The organism is Gilvimarinus sp. F26214L (genome assembly GCF_054401055.1).
In genome coordinates this window covers 40,764-65,831 of record NZ_JBTIYG010000003.1, presented here as the reverse complement: position 1 = coordinate 65,831, position 25,068 = coordinate 40,764, and the positions used below count along the sequence as shown (strand labels likewise).

General features: G+C 58.8%; 20 protein-coding genes and 3 tRNA genes. 19 read left to right on the top strand and 4 right to left on the bottom strand.

Annotated features, from left to right (window positions below):
* Positions 1–25: 25 nt before the first annotated feature.
* The 3 genes from ACURWW_RS04225 (at position 26) to tusA (ending at position 1,500) form a co-directional block, all read left to right on the top strand.
* Positions 26–790: a VIT1/CCC1 transporter family protein gene (locus tag ACURWW_RS04225; RefSeq protein WP_445618222.1), complete on the top strand. Its 765-nt coding sequence runs from the start codon at positions 26–28 to the stop codon at positions 788–790.
* A 197-nt stretch (positions 791–987) separates the two neighbouring features.
* Positions 988–1,224 (top strand): YheU family protein, encoded by a 237-nt coding sequence (locus ACURWW_RS04220; protein ID WP_445618221.1) that lies wholly within the window; start codon positions 988–990, stop codon positions 1,222–1,224.
* A gap of 42 nt (positions 1,225–1,266) precedes the next feature.
* Positions 1,267–1,500 (top strand): sulfurtransferase TusA, encoded by a 234-nt coding sequence (tusA, locus tag ACURWW_RS04215; RefSeq protein WP_445618220.1) that lies wholly within the window; start codon positions 1,267–1,269, stop codon positions 1,498–1,500.
* A 99-nt stretch (positions 1,501–1,599) separates the two neighbouring features.
* Here tusA and ACURWW_RS04210 read toward each other — a convergent pair whose 3' ends face one another.
* On the bottom strand, positions 1,600–2,301 hold the full coding sequence (locus tag ACURWW_RS04210) for a hypothetical protein (protein WP_445618219.1): 702 nt from the start codon (positions 2,299–2,301) through the stop codon (positions 1,600–1,602).
* Between the two features lie 305 nt (positions 2,302–2,606).
* Here ACURWW_RS04210 and ACURWW_RS04205 point away from each other — a divergent pair, with 305 nt between their 5' ends.
* From ACURWW_RS04205 to ACURWW_RS04195, 3 genes are read left to right on the top strand one after another with little or no spacing between them, the layout of a single operon-like run.
* Positions 2,607–3,167: an elongation factor P hydroxylase gene (locus ACURWW_RS04205; protein ID WP_445618218.1), complete on the top strand. Its 561-nt coding sequence runs from the start codon at positions 2,607–2,609 to the stop codon at positions 3,165–3,167.
* Positions 3,164–4,099, top strand: a complete 936-nt coding sequence (locus ACURWW_RS04200; RefSeq protein ID WP_445618217.1) for a 5'-3' exonuclease — start codon at positions 3,164–3,166, stop codon at positions 4,097–4,099. Before ACURWW_RS04205 ends, ACURWW_RS04200 begins: the two co-directional genes overlap by 4 nt.
* A complete protein-coding gene (locus ACURWW_RS04195; RefSeq protein WP_445618216.1) occupies positions 4,096–5,232 on the top strand; it encodes a 4-phosphoerythronate dehydrogenase in 1,137 nt (378 codons plus the stop codon). The genes ACURWW_RS04200 and ACURWW_RS04195 overlap by 4 nt, the downstream gene beginning before the upstream one ends.
* 9 nt (positions 5,233–5,241) lie before the next feature.
* Here ACURWW_RS04195 and ACURWW_RS04190 read toward each other — a convergent pair whose 3' ends face one another.
* The gene (locus ACURWW_RS04190) at positions 5,242–6,456 is read right to left on the bottom strand and encodes a pyridoxal phosphate-dependent aminotransferase (protein WP_445618215.1); all 1,215 of its coding nucleotides are present in this window, start codon (positions 6,454–6,456) and stop codon (positions 5,242–5,244) included.
* Positions 6,457–6,546: 90 nt separating this feature from the next.
* Here ACURWW_RS04190 and msrB point away from each other — a divergent pair, with 90 nt between their 5' ends.
* The 3 genes from msrB to ACURWW_RS04175 all read left to right on the top strand — a co-directional run bounded on the left by msrB (position 6,547) and on the right by ACURWW_RS04175 (position 7,364).
* The gene (gene msrB, locus ACURWW_RS04185) at positions 6,547–6,948 is read left to right on the top strand and encodes a peptide-methionine (R)-S-oxide reductase MsrB (RefSeq protein ID WP_445618214.1); all 402 of its coding nucleotides are present in this window, start codon (positions 6,547–6,549) and stop codon (positions 6,946–6,948) included.
* 178 nt (positions 6,949–7,126) lie between these two features.
* Positions 7,127–7,202, top strand: a tRNA-Glu gene (locus ACURWW_RS04180).
* Between the two features lie 86 nt (positions 7,203–7,288).
* A tRNA-Gly gene (locus tag ACURWW_RS04175) sits at positions 7,289–7,364 on the top strand.
* Positions 7,365–8,273: 909 nt separating this feature from the next.
* On the opposite strand, the gene ACURWW_RS04170 is transcribed toward ACURWW_RS04175, so the two are convergent.
* Positions 8,274–9,389: a DUF2855 family protein gene (locus ACURWW_RS04170; protein ID WP_445618213.1), complete on the bottom strand. Its 1,116-nt coding sequence runs from the start codon at positions 9,387–9,389 to the stop codon at positions 8,274–8,276.
* Between the two features lie 81 nt (positions 9,390–9,470).
* On the opposite strand from ACURWW_RS04170, the gene ACURWW_RS04165 reads away from it, so the two are divergent.
* A complete protein-coding gene (locus tag ACURWW_RS04165; RefSeq protein WP_445618212.1) occupies positions 9,471–10,115 on the top strand; it encodes a TetR/AcrR family transcriptional regulator in 645 nt (214 codons plus the stop codon).
* A gap of 1,505 nt (positions 10,116–11,620) precedes the next feature.
* Here the strand turns inward: ACURWW_RS04165 and ACURWW_RS04160 are convergent.
* Positions 11,621–12,628: a GlxA family transcriptional regulator gene (locus ACURWW_RS04160; protein WP_445618072.1), complete on the bottom strand. Its 1,008-nt coding sequence runs from the start codon at positions 12,626–12,628 to the stop codon at positions 11,621–11,623.
* Positions 12,629–12,783: 155 nt separating this feature from the next.
* Here ACURWW_RS04160 and ACURWW_RS04155 point away from each other — a divergent pair, with 155 nt between their 5' ends.
* The 9 genes from ACURWW_RS04155 to clpX all read left to right on the top strand — a co-directional run bounded on the left by ACURWW_RS04155 (position 12,784) and on the right by clpX (position 24,776).
* A complete protein-coding gene (locus tag ACURWW_RS04155) occupies positions 12,784–14,688 on the top strand; it encodes a beta-ketoacyl synthase (RefSeq protein ID WP_445618073.1) in 1,905 nt (634 codons plus the stop codon).
* A 97-nt stretch (positions 14,689–14,785) separates the two neighbouring features.
* Entirely contained in the window at positions 14,786–15,346 is a 561-nt protein-coding gene (locus tag ACURWW_RS04150; RefSeq protein ID WP_445618074.1) for a helix-turn-helix domain-containing protein, read from the top strand.
* Between the two features lie 209 nt (positions 15,347–15,555).
* Entirely contained in the window at positions 15,556–17,706 is a 2,151-nt protein-coding gene (fadB, locus tag ACURWW_RS04145) for a fatty acid oxidation complex subunit alpha FadB (protein ID WP_445618075.1), read from the top strand.
* Between the two features lie 125 nt (positions 17,707–17,831).
* Positions 17,832–19,010 carry an acetyl-CoA C-acyltransferase FadA gene (fadA, locus tag ACURWW_RS04140; protein ID WP_445618076.1) on the top strand — a complete coding sequence of 393 codons (1,179 nt, stop codon included), beginning with the start codon at positions 17,832–17,834 and terminating at the stop codon, positions 19,008–19,010.
* A 51-nt stretch (positions 19,011–19,061) separates the two neighbouring features.
* Complete coding sequence (locus ACURWW_RS04135) at positions 19,062–20,450, top strand: hypothetical protein (protein WP_445618077.1); 1,389 nt, start codon at positions 19,062–19,064, stop codon at positions 20,448–20,450.
* A gap of 179 nt (positions 20,451–20,629) precedes the next feature.
* Positions 20,630–20,714: transfer RNA gene (locus tag ACURWW_RS04130), tRNA-Leu, on the top strand.
* A gap of 33 nt (positions 20,715–20,747) precedes the next feature.
* Positions 20,748–22,064, top strand: a complete 1,317-nt coding sequence (tig, locus tag ACURWW_RS04125) for a trigger factor (protein WP_445618078.1) — start codon at positions 20,748–20,750, stop codon at positions 22,062–22,064.
* Positions 22,065–22,359: 295 nt separating this feature from the next.
* Complete coding sequence (gene clpP / locus ACURWW_RS04120; protein WP_445618079.1) at positions 22,360–23,004, top strand: ATP-dependent Clp endopeptidase proteolytic subunit ClpP; 645 nt, start codon at positions 22,360–22,362, stop codon at positions 23,002–23,004.
* 470 nt (positions 23,005–23,474) lie between these two features.
* Positions 23,475–24,776 carry an ATP-dependent Clp protease ATP-binding subunit ClpX gene (gene clpX / locus ACURWW_RS04115; protein WP_445618080.1) on the top strand — a complete coding sequence of 434 codons (1,302 nt, stop codon included), beginning with the start codon at positions 23,475–23,477 and terminating at the stop codon, positions 24,774–24,776.
* Positions 24,777–25,068: the final 292 nt, after the last annotated feature.

The following is a 25,068-nucleotide window of genomic DNA, read 5'->3' as shown; positions in this document are numbered from 1 at the left end:
TCCGCTTTCAACGATTGGAGAACCCATGATCAAAAGGAAGACGCAGGGCCATTGGCACCATAGCCACAGCCCGGAAGCCATCCGCCGACGCCTGGCGGCCGGTCCCGACCGGATTTACGTAAAGGATTTCGTTTACGGAGCAATCGACGGCGCGGTGACAACGTTCGCGGTAGTTTCCGGTGTCGCCGGCGCCGGTATGGCCAGCGGAATCATCATTGTGCTTGGCCTGGCGAACATCCTTGCGGATGGCTTCAGCATGGCCATCAGCAATTTTCTCGGCACCCAGGCGGACAACGAACACCTGGAAAACCTGCGTGAAGAAGAGCGGATTGAGATTCAGTTACACCCGGAGGGGGAGCGCGAGGAAATCCGGCAGATTTATGCCCGTAAGGGATTTTCCGGTGATCAACTCGAAGAAGTGGTAGCGGTGATTACCAGCGACGAACAGCAGTGGGTGGACACCATGCTCAAGGAAGAGCATGGCCTGAGCCTGGAGCCCAGCCGGGCCGGCATGGCGGCGCTCGCGACTTTCGTTGCCTTCGCTCTGGTGGGAGCCTTGCCGTTGCTACCGTTTCTGTTCAACTGGGGGTTCCCGGGTAGTATCGAATCACCCTTTCTGTTCAGTTCGGTGATCACTATGCTTGCCTTTTTCATGGTGGGCGCCCTGAAAGGGCAGTTTGTCAAAGTAAGCGCCTGGCGCTCGGGGCTTGAGACTCTGCTGGTGGGTGGTGTCGCCGCGCTCCTGGCCTATGGCGTGGGTGCCTGGCTGGGCCAGTTCGTGGATGTTTAGAGGGTCTTTGAACGTTCGCTGCTCAGAAAACAAATGGCAGCGTATGACTTGATCACACCAGCGGATTTTGGCAGTCTCCCCGGTGAAGGCGAATAATTGTACAGATTGCGGGCACAGGATTTTGGTGCAGGTGCCCAGATTTGAAGTGCAAAGATCCAGGTGCGCGGATTTCGCCACCCCGCAAGTGAGTTCCATTTATGATTATCCCCCACGAACGACTGGCGTCCGAGACGCTGGACTCGCTGATTGAATCTTTCATTGTCAGGGAAGGCACCGACTACGGTGCGGTTGAGATGAGTTTTGACACCAAAGTGCGGCAGCTTCGCAGCCAAATCAAGAATGGAGAGGTGGTGATCGTCTTCGATTACACCACCGAATCCATCAACCTGCTGCCCCGGCACGAGGTGGCCCTGCTCAGTAGTGCAGAGGCCTGATTGTTTTGCCAGATTCCTGAAGATGGGCGACAATTCCCGCCCATGAGTTACGAACCCGCCAAAATCCTCGACACCACCGGTCTGCTGTGTCCGGAGCCGCTCATGCTCTTGCATAATGCGGTCCGGGATGTGGCGAGCGGAGAGGTGGTCAAGCTGATCGCCACCGACCCGTCCACCACGCGCGACGTCCCCAAGTTCTGCGGCTTTCTCGGTCACGAACTCCTGTCCCAGGAGCAGCAAGACGAAAGCTACCTGTACTACATTCGCAAAGCGTGAGCCGTATTGCTCGGGAGGCCAGCACCGGGCAGGCCGTCAGACCCGCTCGGCCTCAAGGGTGAAGAGGGCAAAAAGCACAAGCCCATATTCTTCAGGCGTTCAGTAGGAATCTTCCACCAGCATGGAAATCGCGGCCAGAGCTTCCGGATCCTCGGCCTTCAAGCGGTTGGCAATGTGGTGCTGGAAGTAGTAACGGAAACCTTTGCGCGACTGCACCGGGTACAGGCACTCATCGCCCGGCAATACCGGGGTGCTCTTCACCTGGGCTTCATCCGCTGCGAGGCCGCAGATGCTGCCATCGTGGTGCAAACGCCAGCTCACAATTTCGGTCAGTGCCAGGCTACGGAAGCCGTTGTCGGAGAACACCGCATGAGTGCCGATGGTGTCCGGAACCTCCTGCACGATGTCCGATTCGTCTTCGCAGATCAGCTCGTAATAGTCCGCAGCGGTCTCAAGCTCGACAATCTTGTGAATGGGTGCTTCGTAGAAGACTTCGTCGATACCCGGGTCGAAGTAGCCTTCCCATTTGCCATTGAGCGGATCGCGGATGTCCGTACAGGCTACGATGTCGTCCAGCCAGGGCACCAGGCCCACCACTTCACCATCGGCGCGCAGGCCCCAGCAAAGAATCTTAAGGCTGAACAGTTTCTCGGGATTAGCCTCGTTGGAGTACAGCATCTCCAGGCCATCGAGCTCGGGAGCCAGTCGGATAAAGCGGGTGTCCGCAAGGGAGGAGTAGGGTTTCCCCGTAAACAGATCGACGACGTTGTCCATGTTGCCGCCATTGGTTGAGGTCTTCATAATACCACCTCCTTAAAAAGGCTCTGGAGAAATGCTGCTGAAATTCAGAGCATGTGATGTCGGGGACCATCACCACATAAGGTATATGCTGGAATTGAAAAGCACAATCACTTGTTGACGAATTTTGCGCCGTCCAGCACGCTGCTCTGAACGAATCGAGACCCCCCTCCGGTCGGCTCTACAGCCCCTCGAATCCGTGGTTTGGACAACGCGGGACATAAACTTCTCAGCTCGGCGGGGAATATTTCGATTGCTTGAAAACGGGCGCTCCTGACCACCTTGGCCTTTCTGGTTTTGCTCAATCTATGATCTCTGTGCAGTCCATCAAATGTCACCAGGCAGACACGCTGGTGCGGATTTTCAACCAATTATTTGCCGAATCCCACCGGGTGCGTCTGGAGGGCGGCGCCCGGGAGCCCCTGTACCGGCCGGCGGAGAGCTCGGACGGCTGGAATTACATCATTTTTACCCGCGATTATTTTGCAAGCGCCCTGCATGAGGTGGCGCACTGGTGCATTGCCGGGCCTGAGCGACGCAAACAGCTCGATTATGGCTACTGGTACTCGCCGGATGGCCGCGACGCCCAGCAGCAGCGCGCCTTCGAGCAGGTCGAGGTGAAGCCCCAGGCTCTGGAGTGGGTTTTTTCGCGGGCCGCGGCTTACCCTTTCCGGCTGAGCGCGGACAATCTGGACGGCAGTGCCGGACCCAGTGACACCTTCCAACGCGCGGTCTGGCAGCAGGCGCGCCGGTACGCGGGTGGGGCCCTACCGGGCCGGGCCGCCCGTTTCGCCCGGGCACTGGCCGACCACTTCCGGTCTTCGGGCGCCTTCGCTCCCGACGCCTATCGCCTGGAGGACCTGCGGTGACCGCTTCTGCTCCGAACGCCCCGGCAAACCTGCTGATCGACGCCTCCATCTATATCTTTCAGTACTATTTTTCGCTGCCTGACAACTGGTTCAGTGACTGCGGTCAGCCCACGGGCGCTGTGTACGGCTACACCACCTTCCTGCTGCGTCTGCTGGAGGCAGAGCAGCCCTCGCGCATCGCCGCCTGTTTCGACGAGAGCCTCGGCAGCTGTTTTCGCAACAGCATCTACCCTGATTACAAGTCCAGTCGGGCCCATCCGGACGATGATCTGCTGTTCCAGCTCCAGGCGTGCCGGGAGGTGACTGAACTGCTGGGCATTGCGAGTTTCGGCAGTCGGGAGTACGAGGCCGACGACCTGCTGGGTACACTGGGCCGGAAATTGCGGCGCAGCGCCACGCCCATCGCCATTCTCACCCGCGACAAGGATCTCGGTCAGCTTCTGGTGCGGGAGCAGGACCACCTCTGGGATTACAGCCGCAACGAACGGTTCTACCCGGGCTGTATTCACCGCAAATTTGGGGTCCACCCGCAGCAACTGGTGGACTACCTGGCCCTGGTGGGCGACAGCATTGACGACATCCCGGGAGTCCCGGGCCTGGGCCCCAAGACGGCCCGGGCTCTGCTCGGCGCTCACAACTGCATCGATACGCTGTATGAGAAAATCGATGAACTCCACCAACTGCCCATCCGCGGAGCCAAAAATCTGGCCGCCAAATTGCGCGACTATCGGGAGCAGGTGGCCGTGGCGCGCCAACTGGCCAGGATCGTGGACACTGTACCCCTGGACTGCGGGGTGAACGATTTGAACTGGAACCGCCGGCGGGGGAGCCTGGACCTGGCGGCGGATTTCTGCGAGCGAATGGGCTTTCCGCGCTTGCTTTCGCGCTTCGAAAAGGTGCTGCTGCCCGCACGCAACGGAGCGCTCACATGAAAATTGTCGCTGACGAAAACATTCCTTTGATCCACGAGTTCTTCGACTCTATGGGCGAGGTATACACGGTGCCGCCACGGACTCTGTCGCCGAAACATACCCGGGACGCAGACATTCTGGTGGTGCGCTCCGTGGTCCCCATTGGCCCGACCCTCCTGGAAAACAGCGCGCTGCGGTTCGTAGGCACCTGTACTGCCGGAATCGATCACCTGGATGTGTCCTGCCTGGATCGGCTGGGCATTCGCTGGAGCGGGGCGCCAGGCTGCAATGCAGCGGCAGTAGGGGATTATGTATTCAGCGCCCTGGCCGCTCTGGGCGTGGATTCCCTCAATGTTCGAGTGGGCATTATCGGCTGCGGCCAGGTTGGCGGCGGACTGTTTCGCCGCCTGACCGCCCTCGGGGTGGAATGCCGCTGCTTCGATCCCTTTCTCTCCCCTTCGGCGCAACCGGGCCTGACCGGCCTGGACGAGGTGCTGGAATCTGACGTGATCTGCATCCATGCGCCCCTGACTCGCAGCGGTCCCCACCCCAGTCTTCATTTGTTGGGCGCGAAACAGCTTGAGCGCCTGCCAACCGGAGCAACCCTGATCAGCGCCGGCCGCGGCGGAGTGGTGGACAATAAGGCACTGCTGGAACTGCTGGAATCCCGCAGGGACTTGAAGGTGGTGCTGGATGTATGGGAGTCGGAACCGGAGGTGGACAGGGCGCTTTTCGATCGGGTGACCTTGGGCACACCTCACATTGCCGGCCACAGCTACGACGGCAAGGCGAAGGGCACGGAAATCATTTACAGGAAGGTATGTGAACTTCTGCACCGACCGGCGGAAAAGACCTATCACGAACTGGACCCGTTCCCCGCGCCGGAGCCGATCCGTCTCGCCCCGGCGAGCCCCCTGGAGGCTCTGCGCAGCGCCGTTTTGACCGCCTACGACATGCGCGAAGATCATCGGCGCTTTGCACAGGCCCTGCAGGAAGGAACGGACCCGCGCGCAGCCTTCGACCGGCTGCGCAGGAACTATCCCATTCGGCGGGAATTCTCCAATTTTCGCGTGGAACTGGAGGAAGCCAACCCCCAGCGGCGCCTGCAGCTGGCCGCTCAGCTGCGGGCGCTAGGTTTCATGCTGGAAGACTAGCTGAGCCGGCTACTGCCGGTAGCGCTGGAGAAATTCCCCGAACCGCTCAATCGCCGGGCCAAGTTCGTCCACCCGTGGGAGGAACACAATCCGAAAGTGATCGGGTTCCGGCCAGTTGAAGCCGCTGCCCTGAACCAGCAACACCCGCTCCTGAACCAGAAAATCCGCCACCATCTGCTCGTCGTCATGGATCTTGTGCATGTCCAGATCGATCTTCGGAAACAAGTACATGGCGCCCTTCGGCGTCACGCAGCTGACGCCCGGAATGTCTCGAATCTTTTCCACCGCCAGATTGCGCTGTTCGTAGAGGCGCCCACCGGGAACGATCAGCTCGTTGACGCTCTGGTAGCCGCCCAGAGCCGTCTGCACCGCGAACATGGCCGGTGCGTTGGCACACAGCCGCATCGAGGCCAGCATTTCCAGACCCTCGATGTAGCCTTTGGCGTGCTGCTTAGCCCCGGTGATAATCATCCAGCCGGAGCGGAAGCCCGCCAGGCGATAGGCCTTCGAAAGGCCATTGAAACTGATGCACAGCACGTCCGGCGCCAGGCGAGCCATGGGTACAAACTCCGCGTCGTCGTACAGAATCTTGCTGTACATTTCGTCTGAATAAAGGATCAGATCGTGCTCGCGCGCCAGCTCCACGATACCTTCGAGCACTTCCTGGCTGTATACGGCGCCGGTGGGATTGTTCGGGTTGATCACCACGATGCCACGGGTCTTGTCCGTGATCTTGCTCGCCATGTCTTCCAGATCCGGGAACCAGTCCGAACTTTCGTCACAGCGATAGTGAACCGCCTTGCCGCCCGCCAGCGTGACGGCGGCGGTCCACAAAGGGTAGTCCGGCGCGGGAATCAGAATCTCTTCCCCATCGTTGAGCAGGGCCTGCATGGCCATGACAATGAGCTCGCTGGCTCCGTTGCCGAGATAAATGTCATCAATGTCCACGTCGGGAATGTCCAGCCGCTGGCATTCCTGCATAATCGCCTTGCGCGCCGCGAAAAGCCCCTTTGAATGGGTATACCCCTGCGCCTCGCGCAGGTTGTGAATCACATCGGCGATAATCTCGTCCGGCGCATCGAAACCGAAGGCGCCCGGATTGCCGATATTGAGCTTCAGTATCCGGTGGCCGTCTTCTTCAAGCCGGTTAGCCTTTTCGAGCACGGGCCCACGAATGTCGTAGCAGACGCCTTCCAACTTGTGGGACTTTTCAAGCTTGCGCATAATCTTCAACTTGTAGGATGGTGGGGAGGGGAGAGTCGCCCCCGGCAACCTGCTGCGCGAGTGCACAGCCACCAGGAACTGGAGCAGATTATGGCAGATAAACAGCTGAAAGACGACGCCTACTGGCGCGACAAACTGAGCGAGGACGAGTACCGGATTTGCCGGGAAAAAGGTACGGAGCCGGCGTTTACGGGCAAGTACGTGAACAGCAAAACGCCGGGACAATACCTGTGTCGCTGTTGTGGTGAGGCGCTATTCTCATCGGAGACCAAGTACGATTCCGGTTCCGGCTGGCCTAGTTTCTACGAACCTCTGGAGGAGCAGAGGATTGCGGAGGAGACGGATTCGTCTCACGGCATGGTTCGCACGGAAATTCACTGCCAAAATTGCGGCTGCCATCTGGGCCACGTGTTCCCGGACGGACCGGCGCCCACGGGGCTGCGTTACTGTGTAAACTCCGCGTCCCTGCGCCTGGAGCCGGAAGAGGAGTAGCGCCCGGTATTAACTGCCGCAGGGCCTTGCGCTTTTTGCGCGAAGGTGCTAGCCGCTAAGTGCTTGTTTTACCTGTTTTTAGCCTAAGAAAAAATGACGAGCAAAAGTGTTGACAGAGGTGAACGGGCTACTTAGAATGCGCACCTCTTTTGGCAGCCACGGGTTGTCAAAGCTCTGGGTCCCCTTCGTCTAGAGGCCTAGGACACCGCCCTTTCACGGCGGTAACAGGGGTTCGACTCCCCTAGGGGACGCCACTTCTTCCACTGCTTCTGGCAGTATTTAGGTGGCTGGCAGACATGCAGGTTGCTATAGTGCAGATGCAGGTCACCTTTCTATTAAAGCGGGAATAGCTCAGTTGGTAGAGCACAACCTTGCCAAGGTTGGGGTCGCGAGTTCGAGTCTCGTTTCCCGCTCCAATTTCTCTCCTCCTATTTAAGTCTCTCCAATACCCGTCGCAAATCGGCTGAGCTTGGCTATGCCTGGTATGTCGTGGGGTGCGGAGTATCTAATCCGTTTGCGGTGCGGCCTACCTCTGCAGTAGGACTGAAACTAAAAACGCTCGTGCCATTGGCTCGCGTAGGTTGGGTTAGGCCGCAGGCCGTAACCCAACAATTAAAAACCAAAAACCTGAACGTTGCCGCTGAATAAAGATGTGCCTGGTTGAGATCCTCGATCAGGCACGAAGCGAGTTCGGGATTGGGTTGGACCTTTCGAAACCCTGGCGGCATGGATGCCGCGAGGGAGCTACACGGATGTATTCACCGCGTTTTCGAAAGGTCCAACCCGATCGCGAACGGATTCAAAACCCCGGACCTTGAGATCCGCGTTCCGTCGGGTCGCCACGGGTGGAGGCGGAGTCCTTAATCCGTTTGCACTGACGGGGAGGGGTTTCGAGAACGCGTGAATCCATCCCTGGAGCTCCCTCACGGCTTCCCTGCCGTGAGGGTCTCGAAACCCCTCCCCGTCAGCCCAAACTCCCATCGCGGTGCAGCTCATGATCGCAGTGGCAATAAAATCGGAAAAACACTCACCCTCGATTTGCTGTCGCGTCGCGTAGGTTGGGTTAGGCCGCAGGCCGTAACCCAACGATGGAACTAGACTGAAGGTCAATTTGCTGCAGCTTGCCGACCTGGCGGGTTGACGATGTCTCAGCAGGCACAATGTGAGTTCGGGGTCGGGTCGTACCTTTCGAAACCCTGGCGGCATGGATGCCGCGAGGGAGCTACATGGACGTATTCACCGCGTTTTCGAAAGGTGCGACCCGACCCCGAACGGATTCAAAACCTCGAAACTCCATTTCCGTCCAGAAGCTTCAATGAGTGCGTTCAAGCACCGGGATCCAGCAAAACCACATGCCCCAGTTTGGGATCTACGCGGCCGTTGACCAGGTCACTGACCAGCTGCTGAGCTGCATTGAAGCCGTCATGCTGCTCAATCTGCATCCAGGGATTGGCCGGATCACTGACGCGGCGGATGAAAGCCAGTTGTGCCTCATTAAAACGGCGGGTTACCTCGGCCGCGCCCCAGTCTGCATTACGTTTGCGAATCTGGTAGGGCGCAAAATACGGTTTTGGTGCCGGGCCTTTGGCGGGAGCATCCACCTCGCTGGGATGTTCCTGGGTTTGGGCTGCACCGGCAAAGCAGTCATGCACCAACTGGGCGTCAAAGTGGTCATGAATCTTTTCCCGCAGCGCGCGGTCGCCCGAGAAGTCCACATAAAGGGTCGGGATGCTGGCATCCAGCTCGGTCAGTTGCTCATAGGTGATACTGTGGTTGTAGCAACCCAGGCTGTCGACGAAGGCCTGGTTGCCGGTGGAAGTCACGGCAACTACCTCACAGCCGGGGTAGGCTTCTAGAGCGAAAGCAGTGCCGTAGGCAGTCTTGCTGGAGGCGCTGGAAACCACTATTTGTTGTGCGCCGAAGAAATCGTTGTCCTGCAGATAATCGGCCAGCATCCAGGAAGTGATAAACAGGGGGCGCAACAGCATCTGGTAGTCTTCATCCTTCGCGCGGTACGCGGCGTCAGTGGTGACACGCTGATACTGGTTGTACGCCGAGGTGAGTTCGAGCCGATGTGGCGTTCCGTCATAGAAGCCCCGTTCGGAGACTCGCACCGGTTGCATGACCAGATGGCTGGCAATCGGCCAGAAGCCATAATAGCGTTCACCCGGATTAACCCCTTCAACGGTGCTTGCAATAACTTCGGCAAAGCCCCAGGCCGGCATATGGCCCCAGCCGCTCTCGCCAGTCGGGAAGAAATCCCAATAGCGCAGATGGGGCGTGTCACCAAAGGAGGCATAGGTGATATTGTTGGTGGTGACCGCCAGACGGTCGATGCGCAGCAATGCCTCGCCGTCAGCCAGTGTTGGCCTGGGTTGTTCGATCACACGGGTCTGATCGAGGGCGGATTTGTTGGTTTGTAATTGGGTGATAACAGACATGCTTGACTCCCGGCTGTGTTTCCAAAGTATCCGTCTACTTTATCCGTTGTCCGGCGGCGACGGGTTCGGAATTTGTCAACCATGACTACGGATAGCCCGCAACCGCGCAGCAAGCCGCGTAAAAGGCCAACTCAGGCCCGCGCCCGCTTTACCGTGCAGGCCATTTTTGAAGCCTATGTTCGGATTTGGCGACGGGATGGCTGGGAGCGCCTGACCACCCGAGCGGTCGCGTTGGAAGCCGGGGTTGCTGTGGGCACTCTGTATGACTATTTTCCGAGCAAGGAGGCCTTGCATTCGGGTTATGTGCGCCACTGTATCGAATGCCTGATTGCTGCCATTGAGGCGCAGGCCATAGCGCCGCCCGACCTGTCCTGGCAGCAACGTGTGCACCGCCTGTTGCATTTGTTGTCGGGTCTGGAGCGCGAGGGGCTGGCCTGGTTCGAGCCCGCTATGCTGCGGCTGGAGAATCGCATTGCTGAGCCCAAACACCAGCAGCGTGCTTACACTGAGCTGAAGACGGTGTGGCAGCGACTGTTTGCGGCCTGTGATGATCTGCCGGCCCTGCCTGCCGAGGCCACCATAGAAGCATTGCACCTGGCTGTCTGGGGCGGGCGCCGCTATGCGATGTTGGTCGGTTTGGAGCGCGAACGTATGGAGCAGTGGGTGGCAGAAATGGAGCGCCTGTGCCACTTGTCAGTCGCCACACCTGTCATGAAGACCCCTTAGCGACTGCTCGGCTGCAAACCGCTGCCCCTTTTCTCGGGAGCGTGTGCACATACTTATTTCGCTGCTCTGTTACCACAATCCTCGGCGATTGTGGCCGGGGTGCGGAGTTCTTAATCCTTTGCGATGGCGGGGAGGGGTTTCGAGAACGCGTGAATCCATCCCTGGAGCTCCCTCGCGGCATCCATGCCGCCAGGGTCTCGAAACCCCTCCCCGCCACCGCAAACTCCCATCGCGGTGCGGCTCACCTTTGCAATGGAAATGAAACTGAAAAACACTCAACCTCCATTTGCTGTCGCGTCGCGTAGGTTGGGTTAGGCCGCAGGCCGTAACCCAACGATGGAAACCAAAAAAATGCTGAAATTTGCTGCCAAGTGATGATGTAGCCGCGTTGAGGTCTCTCAGCAGGCACAATGTGAGTTCGCGGTCGGGTTGGACCTTTCGAAACCCTGGCGGCATGGATGCCGCGAGGGAGCTACATGGAAGTATTCACCGCGTTTTCGAAAGGTCCAACCCGATCGCGAACGGATTCACACCCTCGGAAGTTGAGATCCGTATTCCGAATCTCCGTCGGGTCGCCACGGGAGGTGGAGGCTGAGCGCGGAGTCCTTAATCCGTTTGCACTGACGGGGAGGGGTTTCGAGAACGCGTGAATCCATCCCTGGAGCTCCCTCACGGCTTCCCTGCCGTGAGGGTCTCGAAACCCCTCCCCGTCAGCGCAAACTCCCATCGCGGTACGGCTTACCCGTGCGGTGGGAATGAAAACCGAGAAAAAACGCTGAACGTTCAGTTACTGCCGAGTGAAGATGTGGCAGGCCGACGACCTCTCAGCACGCACAATGTGAGTTCGCGGTCGGGTTGGACCTTTCGAAACCCTGGCGGCATGGATGCCGCGAGGGAGCTACATGGAAGTATTCACCGCGTTTTCGAAAGGTCCAACCCGATCGCGAGCGGATTCACACCCTCGGACCTTGAGACCCGCGTTCCGAATCGCCGTCGGCTCGTCACGTGGGTGGAGGGCGGAGTCCTTAATCCGTTTGCACTGACGGGGAGGGGTTTCGAGAACGCGTGAATCCATCCCTGGAGCTCCCTCACGGCTTCCCTGCCGTGAGGGTCTCGAAACCCCTCCCCGTCAGCGCAAACTCCCATCGCGGTACGGCTTACCCGTGCGGTGGGAATGAAAACCGAGAAAAAACGCTGAACGTTCAGTTACTGCCGAGTGAAGATGTGGCAGGCCGACGACCTCTCAGCACGCACAATGTGAGTTCGCGGTCGGGTTGGACCTTTCGAAACCCTGGCGGCATGGATGCCGCGAGGGAGCTACACGGACGTATTCACCGCGTTTTCGAAAGGTCCAACCCGATTCCGAACGGATTCATAACCTCGAACGTTGAGATCCGTTTTCCGAGAACGTTTTGATTTCCGGATCAGAATCGATACCTCGATTCCATTTCCGACCTTCCCAGCCCGACCTACCCCGATCCTCGATCCAGCAAAAGAGCCGAGACTCACCCGATGCTGAACAGCTTGGCCCTTACCGTCGTCCGATAATCATGAGGCGTGGCCGAGAACGACTTCTTGAACAACGCCGAGAAATGGCCCAGATCCTGGTAACCCACGCTATAAGCGATTTCACTGATCGAGAGGTTACTGGTTTTTAACAGATCGCGGGCCACACCCATACGGATGTCCTGAAGATAACTCAGAGGGGACTTGTCCGTCGCCAGCTTGAAGCGGCGGTTCAGAGACCGGACGCTCATATCGAACCGCTCCGCCAGATCCCCGAACTTCACCTCCTGCTGATAATTGTCCTGCAGCCAGAGCTGGATCTGCAGGACCGTTTCATCCCGGTGCTTGTCGCTGCTCCCCTCGAAATAACGCATGCTTTCATAAGCGCGGCGAATCTCATGGGAAAAATGTCGCTCCACATGGTGGGCAATACTCTCCCCGTAGAGCCGGCGAATGAAATACACCGTCAGATCCGCCAAAGAATTTACGCTGGCGGCACAATAAAGCTCGTCCGCCTGAGTAATAAAATAATCCCGCTTGAGGTGGACCCGCGGATAATTTCGTTCAAAGCGATCGAAGTAATGCCAGTGAGTGGTGGCGGGGCGCCCGTCGAGCAAGCCGGCCTCAGCCATAAAACAACAGCCGGTTCCCACGCCGGCGATGGTCGTGCCGTTCTCATAGGCTTCGCGCAGCCAGTCCAGTACAGCCTCGTGCTTCCTGATGATCGGCTTTGGATTGCGCCACAAGGCAGGGACATAAATGATGTCTGCGCGCCCGGCACGGGCCAGTGTGCGGTCCGGTGACAACGGAAAACCGGCGCGGGTCTGCACCCTGGCGCGACTCAGCGCAACCGTCCGAATGTTCAGCTCGTGCTCGCCTCTCCGCCGACCATCGGCCACACTTTGCGCAGCGTGAAGCATTTCCGAGGGCAGTGTGGCACTCGTGGCCATCATGCCCTCCAAAAGCAGAAATTGAATTGAATGGACTCGGGAGGATTGTGAAGCCATTGCATGGGCCCGGGAACGTCGAAATCGGAGTTGTGGCCAAAATACCACATTATCTTGCCAAAATGACAGTGCGCCGCGGCGTTCACCGGCCTAGACTCCCACCCCGGTTTTATACTCTTCCGTCTTATTAAATTTTTCGATACAGCAGGTAGAACATGTCGAAAATGCGCTTGCCCGTCATTACCGCAATCGGTGGCATCAATGCCGCCGGTCGCAGCTCCTTCCACCACGCTTATCGGCGGATGGTCCTGGAAAGTCTGCCCAATTCCGATGCCAGCGAAACCGTCGTGGGGCTTGCCACCCTTATGGGGCTGGTGACCGCCGACAATGGCACGTTTCGAGATACGCAGGGGCAGAGCTTCACAGCCGATCAGGTCGCTTCGGTTTTCCGCGAGGCCGTGATCGCGGGAACACTGGTGCGGCGCATCGAACACTTTGACCCGGACGCGGTGCACTGGCAAAAGAACCTGCCGATGCAGCCGGACGCCCAGGGCGTCATCAGCTTTGTCGCTCGACGCAAACATCTGCCCGAGCTGGTACCGGCTGGCTGGCGCGTTCAGGAACTGAGCGGTGATGAGGTTCGGGTGGAGGTTCCCGACGGTTTCGACGTCAAGGTGGATGCCTACCGGCAGATGCCCGTCCAGGCCGGGGGCCAGTTGCCCACCGGTTTCGATCCGTCCCAATGCTACCAGTCGCGTTTTCACCCCCGGGGTCTGCAGATGGCGGTGGTCGGTGCTTCGGACGCGGTGAACTCCCTCGGGATCGATTGGCAGACCGTAGTGGACAGCGTTCGCCCGGACGAGATCGGGGTGTATTCCAACAGCGTGCTCAGCCAGATCGATGAATTCAGTAACCTGGGAATGATCCAGTCCCGCATGAAGGGCGGCCGGGTGTCGTCCAAACACCTTGCCATGGGCATGAGCAGCATGCCCGGCGACTTCATCAATGCCTATGTGCTCGGCAGCGTGGGGGTGACCGGCAGCGCCGTGGGTGCCTGTGCGACTTTCCTTTACAGCCTGCGTCAGGGGGTTGAGGACATTCAGAGCGGTCGCCGCCGGGTGGTCCTGGTGGGGAGCTCCGAGGCGCCGATTACTCCCGAGATCATCGATGGCTTTGATGCCATGGGTGCGCTCGCCACGGATGCCAACCTGCGCCGTCTGGACGGCCGTCAGGATGTGGATCATCGTCGCGCCAGCCGGCCCTTCGGTCAGAACTGCGGATTCGTGCTGGGTGAGGCCAGTCAGTACGCCTTGCTGATGGATGATGAGCTGGCAATGGAATTGGGTGTGGATATTTTTGGCGCTGTACCCAACGTCTTCATCAATGCCGATGGGTACAAAAAGTCCATCTCGGCTCCGGGGCCCGGCAATTACCTCACGTTGGCCAAGGCGGTCGGCAGCGCACGGGCGATTCTCGGGGAGAAGGCCATTCGTGAGCGCAGCGTTATTCAGGCCCACGGTTCCAGTACGCCGCAGAACCGGGTCAGTGAATCACTGATCTTCGACCGGGTGGCCCAGGCTTTCGGTATCGAGCACTGGCCGGTGGGCGCGGTGAAAGCGTACCTCGGACACTCCATTGGTCCTGCCAGTGCCGACCAGCTCATGGCCACTCTCGGCGTGTACAAGTACGGCCTCCTGCCGGGAATCAAGACCATGGACAGCGTGGCGGAGGACGTGCACGCCGACCGCCTCGGTATTTCGCGGGAGGATCAGGATCTGAGCGATCGCGCACCGCAGGTTGCTTTCCTGAATTCGAAGGGCTTCGGCGGCAATAACGCCACAGCGAGTGTCCTTGCGCCGGGCGTGGTTGAGCAGATGCTCGAAAAACGCTACGGCAAGCAGGCTTTCAGCGACTATCAGAGCCGCCGCGAAGGAGTGCGTGAACAGGCCCGAGCCTACGAGGAAGAGGCGCGCAGTGGCAAGCTGAGCACCATCTATCGTTTCGGCGAGGGGATGATCGATGAAAATGCCATCGAGCTGAGTGACCGGGAACTGCGGGTACCGGGCTTTGCCAAGCCTGTGGACCTGGACCTCGATAACCCCTATGAGGACATGCAGTAGGCCTGCTTGGCAGGTACGCAGTGTGTTGCGTATATTTGTCACTTCGGGGGGCGCTCGTTCAGACGCTTCTTAATTTCCCCTGTCAGGAAGGAGCGGGATGAATAGTGACGTCGGCGCGCGCATGCTGGTACTTCGCAAACTGAACGGCTGGTCGCAGCGCCAGTTGGCGAAGCGGGCAGGCGTCCCTCACAGCGCAATCTCCATGATCGAACACGGCCAGGTGAGCCCGTCCATCAACAGCCTGCAGAAGGTTCTGGACGGGGTGCCTATCTCCCTGGCCGATTTCTTCGCCCTGGATCTGGATGTGCAGATCCGCGTCTTCTTCAAGAAAAACGAGATTACCCGCAGCGACGACAACGGCATTACCCGCTCCATGCTGCGGTCCAAAGGTGGCGAGCACGCCGTGTCCATGATCCGCGAGTGCTACCCGCCGGGCGCCAATAGCGGCGACGAGCTGTTGGTCGATGAAGGCGAATTGATCGGCTACGTCAGCTGCGGATGCATTGAGCTGACAGTGGGCGGTGAAACGGATGTGCTGCACTGCGGCGATGGTTTTTACTTCGAGCGACGCCGGCCCCATCGGTTTCGAAATCTCAGCGCCGAACCCGCCGAGCTTGTGGCGACCGTGGTCCCCTCCAGACCCAGGTACAAGCCCTGACCAGAGCTTGGTGACTCATCGTTGCTGACTCTGGCGTCTGTTTTAACACTTCAAAATCCCCTTCGAGAGCGAGTTTTCGACCAGCAAAAGCGTTATCATACGGCCCGCGCTGACGGGGGAGCCCGCCGGCGCTCTGCAAGGAAAGCAGCTGAGCGACCTCTGCTTCCCGCTAATTTCTTTCATTCAAATTCGCAAAACGAGGCCAAACAATGATATTCGAAGGCAGCGCCATTACCGTTCAGTTGCTCGACGATGATATCGCCGAGCTCAAATTTGATTTGAAGAATGAATCGGTAAATAAGTTCAGCGCCGACGTCGTCAAAGAGCTCAGCGATGCGATTACCGCGATCGAGAGCGAGCAGCGGGTGAAAGGCGTAATCGCCACCAGCGCCAAAGACGTCTTCATTGTTGGTGCGGATATCACGCAGTTCGGCGGCGTGTTCGAAGCCGGAGCGGATGCAATCGCGGCTATGTTGGGCGACAACAACCGCAACAACAACAGGCTGGAAGACCTGCGGGTTCCGGTGGTGGCTGCGGTCAACGGTTTCGCACTCGGAGGAGGGCTTGAGTTTGCGCTGGCCTGTGACTACCGGGTTGCAAGTACCCAGGCCAAACTCGGTGTTCCCGAAACCAAACTGGGGCTGATCCCGGGGTGGGGCGGTACGGTTCGCCTGCCGCGCATCGCGGGCGTCGACACCGCAGTAACCTGGATAGCGACCGGCAAGGACCATCGAGCGGACGACGCCCTGAAGTTCGGCGTTGTGGATGCGGTGGTTGAACCGGATCAGCTGCGCGACGCCGCTCTGTACACGGTCAAGCAGTGCATCGCCGGCAAGCTGGACTACGAGGCGCGCCGCAAGCAGAAGCGTTCGCCGCTGCCGCTGAACATGATCGAGACCATGATGGCCTTCGAGACCTCGAAAGCATTCATCAAGGCCACCGCCGGACCCAACTATCCCGCGCCCGTGGAAGCGGCGAAAGCCATGCAGAAAGCCTCTTCTCTGGACCGTGAGGCGGCGCTCAAAATCGAAAGCGAGACTTTCGCAAAACTGGCGCAGGGCAGCGTTGCGCGCGCACTGGTCAGCATCTTTCTCAATGATCAGTTGCTGGGTAAGCGCTCCAAGCAGTGGGCGTCGAAAGCCGACAAGAAGGTCGAACGTGCCGCTGTACTGGGCGCCGGCATCATGGGTGGCGGCATTGCTTACCAGTCCGCACTGAAGGGCACGCCCATCCTGATGAAGGACATCAACCAGGCCGGCCTTGACCTGGGCCTTTCAGAAGCGCGCAAACTGCTGCTCAAGCGCGTGGACAAGGGCCGCATGACCCCCGCCAAAATGGGCGAGGTGCTGAACAACATTGATCCCACGCTGGATTATGGTGGCTTCGATCAGGTGGACGTGGTCGTCGAAGCGGTGGTGGAGAACCCGAAGGCCAAACACGCGGTGCTGTCTGAAGTGGAAGGCAAGGTGACCGATGACACCATCCTCGCGTCCAACACCTCCACCATTTCCATCGACTTCCTCGCCAAGGCGCTGCAGCGTCCGGAAAACTTTTGCGGTATGCACTTCTTCAACCCGGTTCACGCCATGCCCCTGGTGGAAGTGATTCGCGGCAGCAAGACCTCCGACAAGGCCGTTGCCCGCACTGTGGCGTATGCGAGTGCCATGGGCAAGAAGCCGGTGGTCGTCAGAGACTGCCCCGGGTTTTTGGTTAACCGTGTACTGTTCCCTTACTTCGCCGGCTTTTCCATGCTGGTTCGCGACGGCGCGGACTTCCAGCAGATCGACAAGATCATGGAAAAGTGGGGCTGGCCCATGGGTCCGGCTTATTTGCTGGACGTGGTGGGGCTGGATACAGCCGTGCACGCTGCGGGTGTTATGGCCGAAGGCTTCCCGGAGCGTATGAACCGAACCTTCAAGGACAGCATCGAGGTGTTGTTCGAAGCGGATCGCCTCGGCCAGAAAAACGGCAAGGGTTTCTACGAGTACACGACGGACAAGAAAGGCAAGCCGAAGAAGGTCACCAGCGAAGCGGCCTATGAGCTCATCAAACCGCACACCGCCGAGCGCCGCGAGTTTTCCGATGAGGAGATCATCGAGCGCATGATGGTGCCCATGGCAACAGAGCTGGCCCGTTGCGTGGATGAAGGCATTGTGGAATCGCCCGCGGAAGCGGATATGGCGCTGATCTACGGTATCGGATTCCCTCCGTTCCGCGGCGGCCTGTTTGCCTGGATCGACTCCATCGGTGCCAAAACCATTGTCGAGATGGCGGACAAGCACAAGTCCCTCGGTGGTGTGTACGAAGCCACCGACTCCATGCGCAAGATGGCGGCAGACGACAAGAAATATTTCGGCTGACCTGACCCGGACACAGGCGCTAACAGCGAATGAATGGGAGGGCGTTTAGCGCTCCCCTGACGCACCAGAACAGCCCTGAGTAACCACAGGCTGCCAAGTAAAAGATTTGATACAGGAGAACCACCGTGGCTTTGAACCCAAGAGATGCAGTGATTGTTGATTACGGCCGCAGCGCAATGGGCCGCTCCAAGAACGGATGTTTTCGTTTTACCCGTGGCGATACGATCTCCGCGGAGATCCTCAAGGCTATGTTGGCCCGCAATCCGGCCGTCAAGCCTGAAGAGGTGGATGACTTCATCTGGGGTTGCGTGATTCAGCGCGAGGAGCATGGCTTCAACGTGGGTCGCAATATCTGGCTGCTCGCCAATCTGCCGCACACAGTCCCCGGCCAGACCATCAACCGCCTTTGCGGCTCATCCATGAGCGCAATGCACATCGCCGCGGCCAACATTCAGTCCGGCCAGGGCGATCTTTACGTGGTCGGTGGAGTGGAACACCTTGGCCACCTGAACATGAACGAAGGCGTGGACCCGAACCCGCTTATTGGCCGCTCGGTCGCGAAGGCAGCGGGCAGCATGGGCATGACAGCGGAGTACCTGGCGACCCTGCACGGCATCGGCCGTGAGCAGATGGACGCCTTCGCGGTTCGTTCCCATCAGCTTGCACACCAGGCGCGGGAGAGCGGCAAGTTCGATCGGGAGATCTTCGCAGTACCTGGCCACACACCGGAAGGCTATCCCACCATGGTGGAGCAGGACGAAACCATTCGCCCGGATACCAATCTGGAAGCCCTGTCCCAGTTGCCTCCGGTTTTCGATCCGAAGAACGGCAAGGTAACGGCCGGGACATCGTCCCAGCTCTCAGACGGCGCCTCCATCATGTTGATGATGTCGGCCGAAAAGGCCCAGGCCCTGGGGCTGAAACCCATTGCCCGCATCGTTTCCACGGGTCTGGCGGGTGTAGACCCCTCCATCATGGGTTATGGCCCGGTACCCGCTACCCAGCAGGCCCTGAAGCGAGCCAATATGAAGATCGAGGACATGGAAGTGGTCGAGCTCAATGAGGCCTTTGCAGCCCAAAGTCTGCCGGTACTCAAGGATCTCAAGCTGTTGGACGCGATGGAGGAGAAGGTCAACCTGCACGGCGGCGCCATCGCCCTTGGTCATCCGCTCGGTTGCTCCGGCACCCGCATCTCCGGCTCGCTGTTGACCATCATGGAGGAGAAGAACGCGACCCTCGGCCTCGCGACCATGTGCATCGGCATGGGACAGGGTATCAGTACGGTGATCGAACGCCTGAATTGATCGCCGGCTTGGGCTTATAATGGCGTTTTTCACGCAGTTATTGAGCAGCCTGTGTTAAGCCTGATCCCCACCGACGACCCCGAAGCCGAACTCGATCGCCAACTGGCCGGGTTCGGCCGTGGCGGCAAACTCCAGGACGCGTTCACGCTGGATTACACCCTGGTGCAGGATTACCTGCCCGGGGCGCCCGCCGTGAGCCTGTTGGCCTTCATTGCCCTCCGCCGGTCCAGCGAGGGTGTGGAACTGGCCTTCAGCATCGCCCGGAAATCCGACGAACTGCTGCGAGGCCTGAATTGCCTGCGGGCCGAGTGGGAAGCGGTTCGGCAGTGGTGTGAGGATCAGAACCTCCCGTGGCTCAGGCTCGACTCGGCGCTCAAGCTCGAGCCGATTCATATTGCCAAGCCCTGGGGGCAAGAGGTCTGGTTCACCGGGATCGAGGCGCGCGGTCAATCGCGAGTGGCCGATCCCCGGGGGCGAACCCTTCCGCTGCCCTGGCTCCTGTCGCTGTGTCCCGCGCGCCTCATGGCCAATAATTCCGGGCTGATCCTGCTGAAGATACTCGACCCTCTGCCCGTACCGGTCTATGGGGATCTCTATTTCGAAATGCACGAGGAAAAACGCGAGGTCTACGTGGTTACCCACGTGGACCGCAACGCGTGGCCCGGCGGGGAAGGGGGGATTCGCTTTGGCTTCGATCAGGCCAAGCGTGCTGACTTTCGCGATGAAGCGCACTTCAAACAGGCTTATCTGGCGGCGGTGACCGCCTACCGCGAAGTGCGGGTGGCCATTGATGACCTGCTTGACGAACGTCGCCGGTCCGAAGGTATTCCGCTGGACGCGCCCGTCGAAACGGCCGTTCTGCGTGAATGGATGACGGCGCTGCCGGAATCGCTCCTGCAGCGCGAAGCCACGCTCCGACAGGAGATGGAAGGCTTCATCCACGTAGCCCCGCTGCGTGTGGGAGACGTGGTCAAGGTCCCCTGTTTTACCCCTCATTCTCTGCTGCACGGCGTCCGGACTGTGGAGTTCCAAACGCCGGTGTATGAGCGCAAGATCCTGTCCTTCGCACAGAAGGTCCTTACTCAGCCACATTGGGACACGGCGGCCGCCTTGCAGAAGATCTCGCTGGACCCTCCGGAACCGGCGACCTTGCCGGAAGTCTTTAGGGACGAAGCCCTGCGGGTCGAAGAGGTGGTGAACTTCGAGGATTTCCGGGTCGAGCGGCTCAGTGTTCGAGCCGGTCGGGAGTATGTAGTCGATGCGGGCGAGGATTACCTGTTGCTGATGGGAGTCTCGGGCAGCTTCCAGCTGGTCCAGTCGCCTGCGACAACCCACATTGCACCGGAGCAGGCGGTTTTGCTGCCTCGAGCCCAGCGCGCGCGACTGTGCTGCGATGCCGCTTCGGATGGAATCGTTCTGGTGGCGAAACCCCGGACATGACGGGCCGTTCAGTCTGTTGAACCTCCCGGGCGACTGTGGCACAATCTCCAGCCCTTCTCGCCGAGCCATGGATATATTTGTAAATTAATCCTGGGAAATCAACGACTTACATCGATTTTGAGGACTAGCGGCAAGCGCCGCCAGGTCGATTTTTTATTGGCTCGGCGTCAATTAACAATGCGGTCGTGGTGGAATTGGTAGACACGCCAGATTTAGGTTCTGGTGCCGCAAGGTGTGAGAGTTCAAGTCTCTCCGACCGCACCAAATAACACGCACTTTGTAATCACGAGGAACGATATGCAGGTTTCTGTTGAAACAACATCCGGGTTAGAGCGTCGCATCACCGTCGGCGTCCCCGCCGAGCAGGTTGATAAGGAAGTCGTAAAACGCCTTCAGGACGCTGCCAAGAAAGTGCGTATCAACGGTTTTCGTGTGGGCAAAGTGCCTTTTAAAGTGGTCAAGCAGCGTTTCGGCGAAGGTGTTCGCCAGGAAGTGCTGGGCGAGGTGATCAACCGCACCTATTTTGAAGCTCTGCAAAAAGAAGACATCAACCCCGCTGGGATGCCGAGCATCGACACTACCAAGAATGTCGAAGGTGAAGACCTTGAATACGTCGCCACCATCGAAGTCTATCCTGAGATCGAAGTTCCCGACGTTTCCGGTTTCGCCATCAACAAGCCCGTCGCCCAGGTTGAAGACAGCGACGTGGACACGATGGTTGAAAATCTGCGCAAGCAGCAGGCCACCTGGGAAGCCGTGGACCGACCGGCTCAGCAGGACGATCAGGTACTGATCGACTACGTAGGCACCAAGGACGGCGAGGAGTTTGACGGCGGCAAGGCGGAGAATCAAAGTCTGGTGCTGGGTTCCAACTCCATGATTCCCGGTTTCGAGGACGGTCTGGTGGGCACCAAGGCCGGCGAGGAAAAAGTACTGAATCTGACTTTCCCGGAGGACTACCACGCGGAAGAACTCAAGGGCGCTGCCGTCGAGTTCAAGGTCAAGGTGAACAAGGTTCTGGAACAGAAGCTTCCCGAACTCGACGACGAGTTCTTCAAAAAATACGGCGTGGACGAGGGCGGGCTCGAAACCTTCAAGACGGAGGTTCGCAGCAACATGGAGCGCGAACTGAAGAACGCCGAGAAGTCCGTAATCAAGACCCAGGCCTTGGACGCCCTCTACGAAGCCAAGGAAGTGGACCTGCCCAAGGCGCTGGTAGCCAACGAAATCGACAGCATGCGCAAGCAGATGCTCCAGCAGTTTGGCGACGCAGCCAAGAATATCGATGCGGCTTCGCTGTTGCCCGACACCATGTTCGAAGAGCAGGCACGTAAGCGCGTCGCTCTCGGATTGCTGGTCGGCGAGATCATCAAAGCCGAGGAGATCAAGCCGGAAGAGGCCAAGGTACAGGAGGCCATTGAGCAGGTTGCAGCAACCTACCATGAGCCGGAAGCGGTGGTGCAGTATTACACCAACAATCGCGAAGCCCGCGCCAACATCGAAGCGATGGTGCTCGAGGATGCCGTGGTTGATCACATTGTGGCCAAGGCCAAGGTGACTGAAGAGCAGACCAACTACGAGGACCTGATGCAGCGGTTGCGGAGCGAACAGTAAACGAGCATTTGGCCGGCCGCATCTCCCGCCATTGAACTGCTGTGGCCCCGGTCAGTCAGACTTGACCGGGGCCGCCGATTCTACCTCCTTGCCATCATCAGGCCCTCCGCAGTCTCACCCTGGAACAGAACGGCTGCTCGCACCAGCAGCACCTGACCGAACAGGCTATCGGGACGACTGGCATAGGGCAGAGTCTCGGTTTAAGCTGGTTCTGAAGCAATCATCTGACCGTGGTCACCAAAAACCCCGGTCACGTCCAGACCTCAACCTCTCAACCAAGGAATGAAGTACGAAGATGCCAAACTTTGACCTTATGAGTTCCGTACCGCAAATCTCCAGCGTTGGTGTACCGATCGTCGTCGAACAGACGGCACGCGGGGAGCGTTCCTACGATATCTACTCCCGTCTTCTGAAGGAGCGCATCATCTTCCTGGTCGGGCAGGTGGAAGATTACATGGCCAACCTCATCGTGGCGCAGATGCTGTTCCTGGAGGCGGAGAATCCCGACAAGGACATTCACCTGTACATCAACTCGCCGGGCGGGTCCGTGACCGCTGGCCTGTCCATTTATGACACCATGCAGTTTATCAAGCCGGATGTGAGCACCATGTGTGTCGGTCAGGCCTGCAGCATGGGCGCCTTCCTGCTGGCGGCGGGCGCCAAGGGCAAGCGCGTCTGCCTGCCCAATGCCCGCACCATGATCCACCAGCCCAGCGGCGGTGCACAGGGGCAGGCTTCTGACATTCATATCCACGCGACGGAGATCCTGAAGATCCGGGAGCGGCTCAACGAGCTGATGGCCCATCACACCGGCCGGTCGCTCAAGCAGATTGCTGCGGAAACCGAGCGGGATAACTTCATGAGTGCCGAGGAGTCGCAGAAGTACGGCCTTGTGGACGAGGTTTTGAGTCATCGCCCGGGTGTCGGCAAGGATCTCTGAGTTGGCGTCCAGCAAAAAATTCTGTTCAAATTCGGATCAATAAGTACAAGAAAGGGACTAATTGCCTGTCGAATATCCTCCCGCGCACGTGGCGCGCGGCGCCATGTCGCCGGGAGGAGTCGGATTTCGGGCGGTTGGCCATACTATGGACAGGGTACCTGAGTGCTGCGTGACAGCAGAAGGTGCTTCCCGACACCGGAGCCGCCCCGGGGCTGGTGATTTCCCGGGAGCGTCTGTCCGCGGGAGCGCAGAGCGCGTGACCGATATGGCTGCGACCGTCCCGGTTCTGATTCCCATTCACACTTCGCCTGCTCACCGTTTCCGGAGCGGTGGCGTGTTTCTTGCCCGGAAGCGGGCAATCTGGGGGCGGACATCCAAACCTCACACGGAGTTTTGGCACCGGGACTTGAAAAGTCGTCCGAAACCTAGCATCTTTAGACTACCGGTATATGTATTGACGGAGTGAGTTAATGACCGATCGCAGTAACGACAACGGGGACGACAACGGCAAACTGCTGTATTGTTCTTTCTGTGGCAAGAGCCAGCATGAAGTACGCAAGTTGATTGCGGGCCCCTCCGTCTTCATCTGTGACGAGTGTGTCGATCTATGTAACGACATCATTCGTGAGGAGATTCAGGAGAGCGCCAGCGAGGCGGCTTCCGATCGCCTGCCGACACCACAGGAAATCTCCGAGATTCTCGATCAATATGTCATCGGTCAAAGCCGTGCCAAAAAGGTGCTGGCAGTGGCGGTGTACAACCATTACAAACGCCTGCGCATTGGCGAGAAGAAGAAGGACAAGGAAGACGTCGAGCTGGGCAAGAGTAACATTCTGCTCGTCGGCCCAACAGGGAGTGGTAAAACACTGCTCGCCGAAACACTGGCTCGTCTGCTGAATGTTCCGTTCACCATTGCGGACGCGACCACACTGACCGAAGCCGGTTATGTGGGTGAAGATGTCGAGAACATCATCCAGAAGCTGCTGCAGAAATGCGATTACGACGTGGACAAGGCCCAGCAAGGTATCGTCTACATCGATGAAATCGACAAGATTTCCCGCAAATCGGACAACCCGTCCATTACCCGCGATGTCTCGGGGGAAGGGGTGCAGCAGGCACTGCTCAAGCTCATCGAAGGGACCGTTGCTTCCGTTCCGCCCCAGGGGGGCAGGAAGCATCCGCAGCAGGAATTCCTGCAAGTGGATACCGGCAACATCCTGTTTATCTGTGGTGGCGCATTCGCCGGTCTGGACAAGATCATCCGGGACCGTTCCGAGAAAGGCGGGATCGGGTTCAGCGCCGAGGTCAAGAGCAAACACGACAGCAAGAATGTAGGCGAAACGCTGCGGGACCTGGAACCTGAGGACCTTGTTCGCTATGGCCTGATTCCAGAATTCGTGGGTCGCCTTCCGGTCATCGCCACGCTCGATGAGTTGGACCAGGCCGCGTTGATACAAATTCTCACCGAGCCCAAGAATTCTCTGACGAAGCAGTACTCGAAGCTGTTCAGCATGGAAGGCGTGGAGGTGGATTTCCGGGAGGATGCGCTGCGTGCCGTTGCGCACAAGGCAATGGAACGCAAGACCGGTGCGCGTGGATTGCGCTCCATCATGGAATCGGTTCTCCTGGATACCATGTACCGCATTCCATCTGAGCAGAACGTGGCGAAAGTGGTAGTGGACGAATCAGTGATCAAAGGCGAGTCCGAACCCTTGCTCGTCTACGAAAACGAAACAAAACCGGCCGCTGCTTCTTCGAAAGAGAAGAGCTGACCTACCTGCTGCCGAGTTGGCCTTAGGTGTGCTCCGGATTCTTTGCTAAACTGAATTCAGGGCCCCATAGGCCAGCCCGGCGGGATCAACAGATAACAACCACATCTTTCCGCACTCCCCCGCGAGCCGTCCCGGCTCGATTTGCTTGTAATTCTTTCAGTTTGCCCCCACTAAGGAGATTACAGCACACTATGGACAGACTCACCGCAGCCCCATCAGCCCAGTAGCAGCCGAACCCCGCTGTATTTTTTTGATCCTAGTTAGGGTCACGAACAGAGCACCCAAGAGGTTA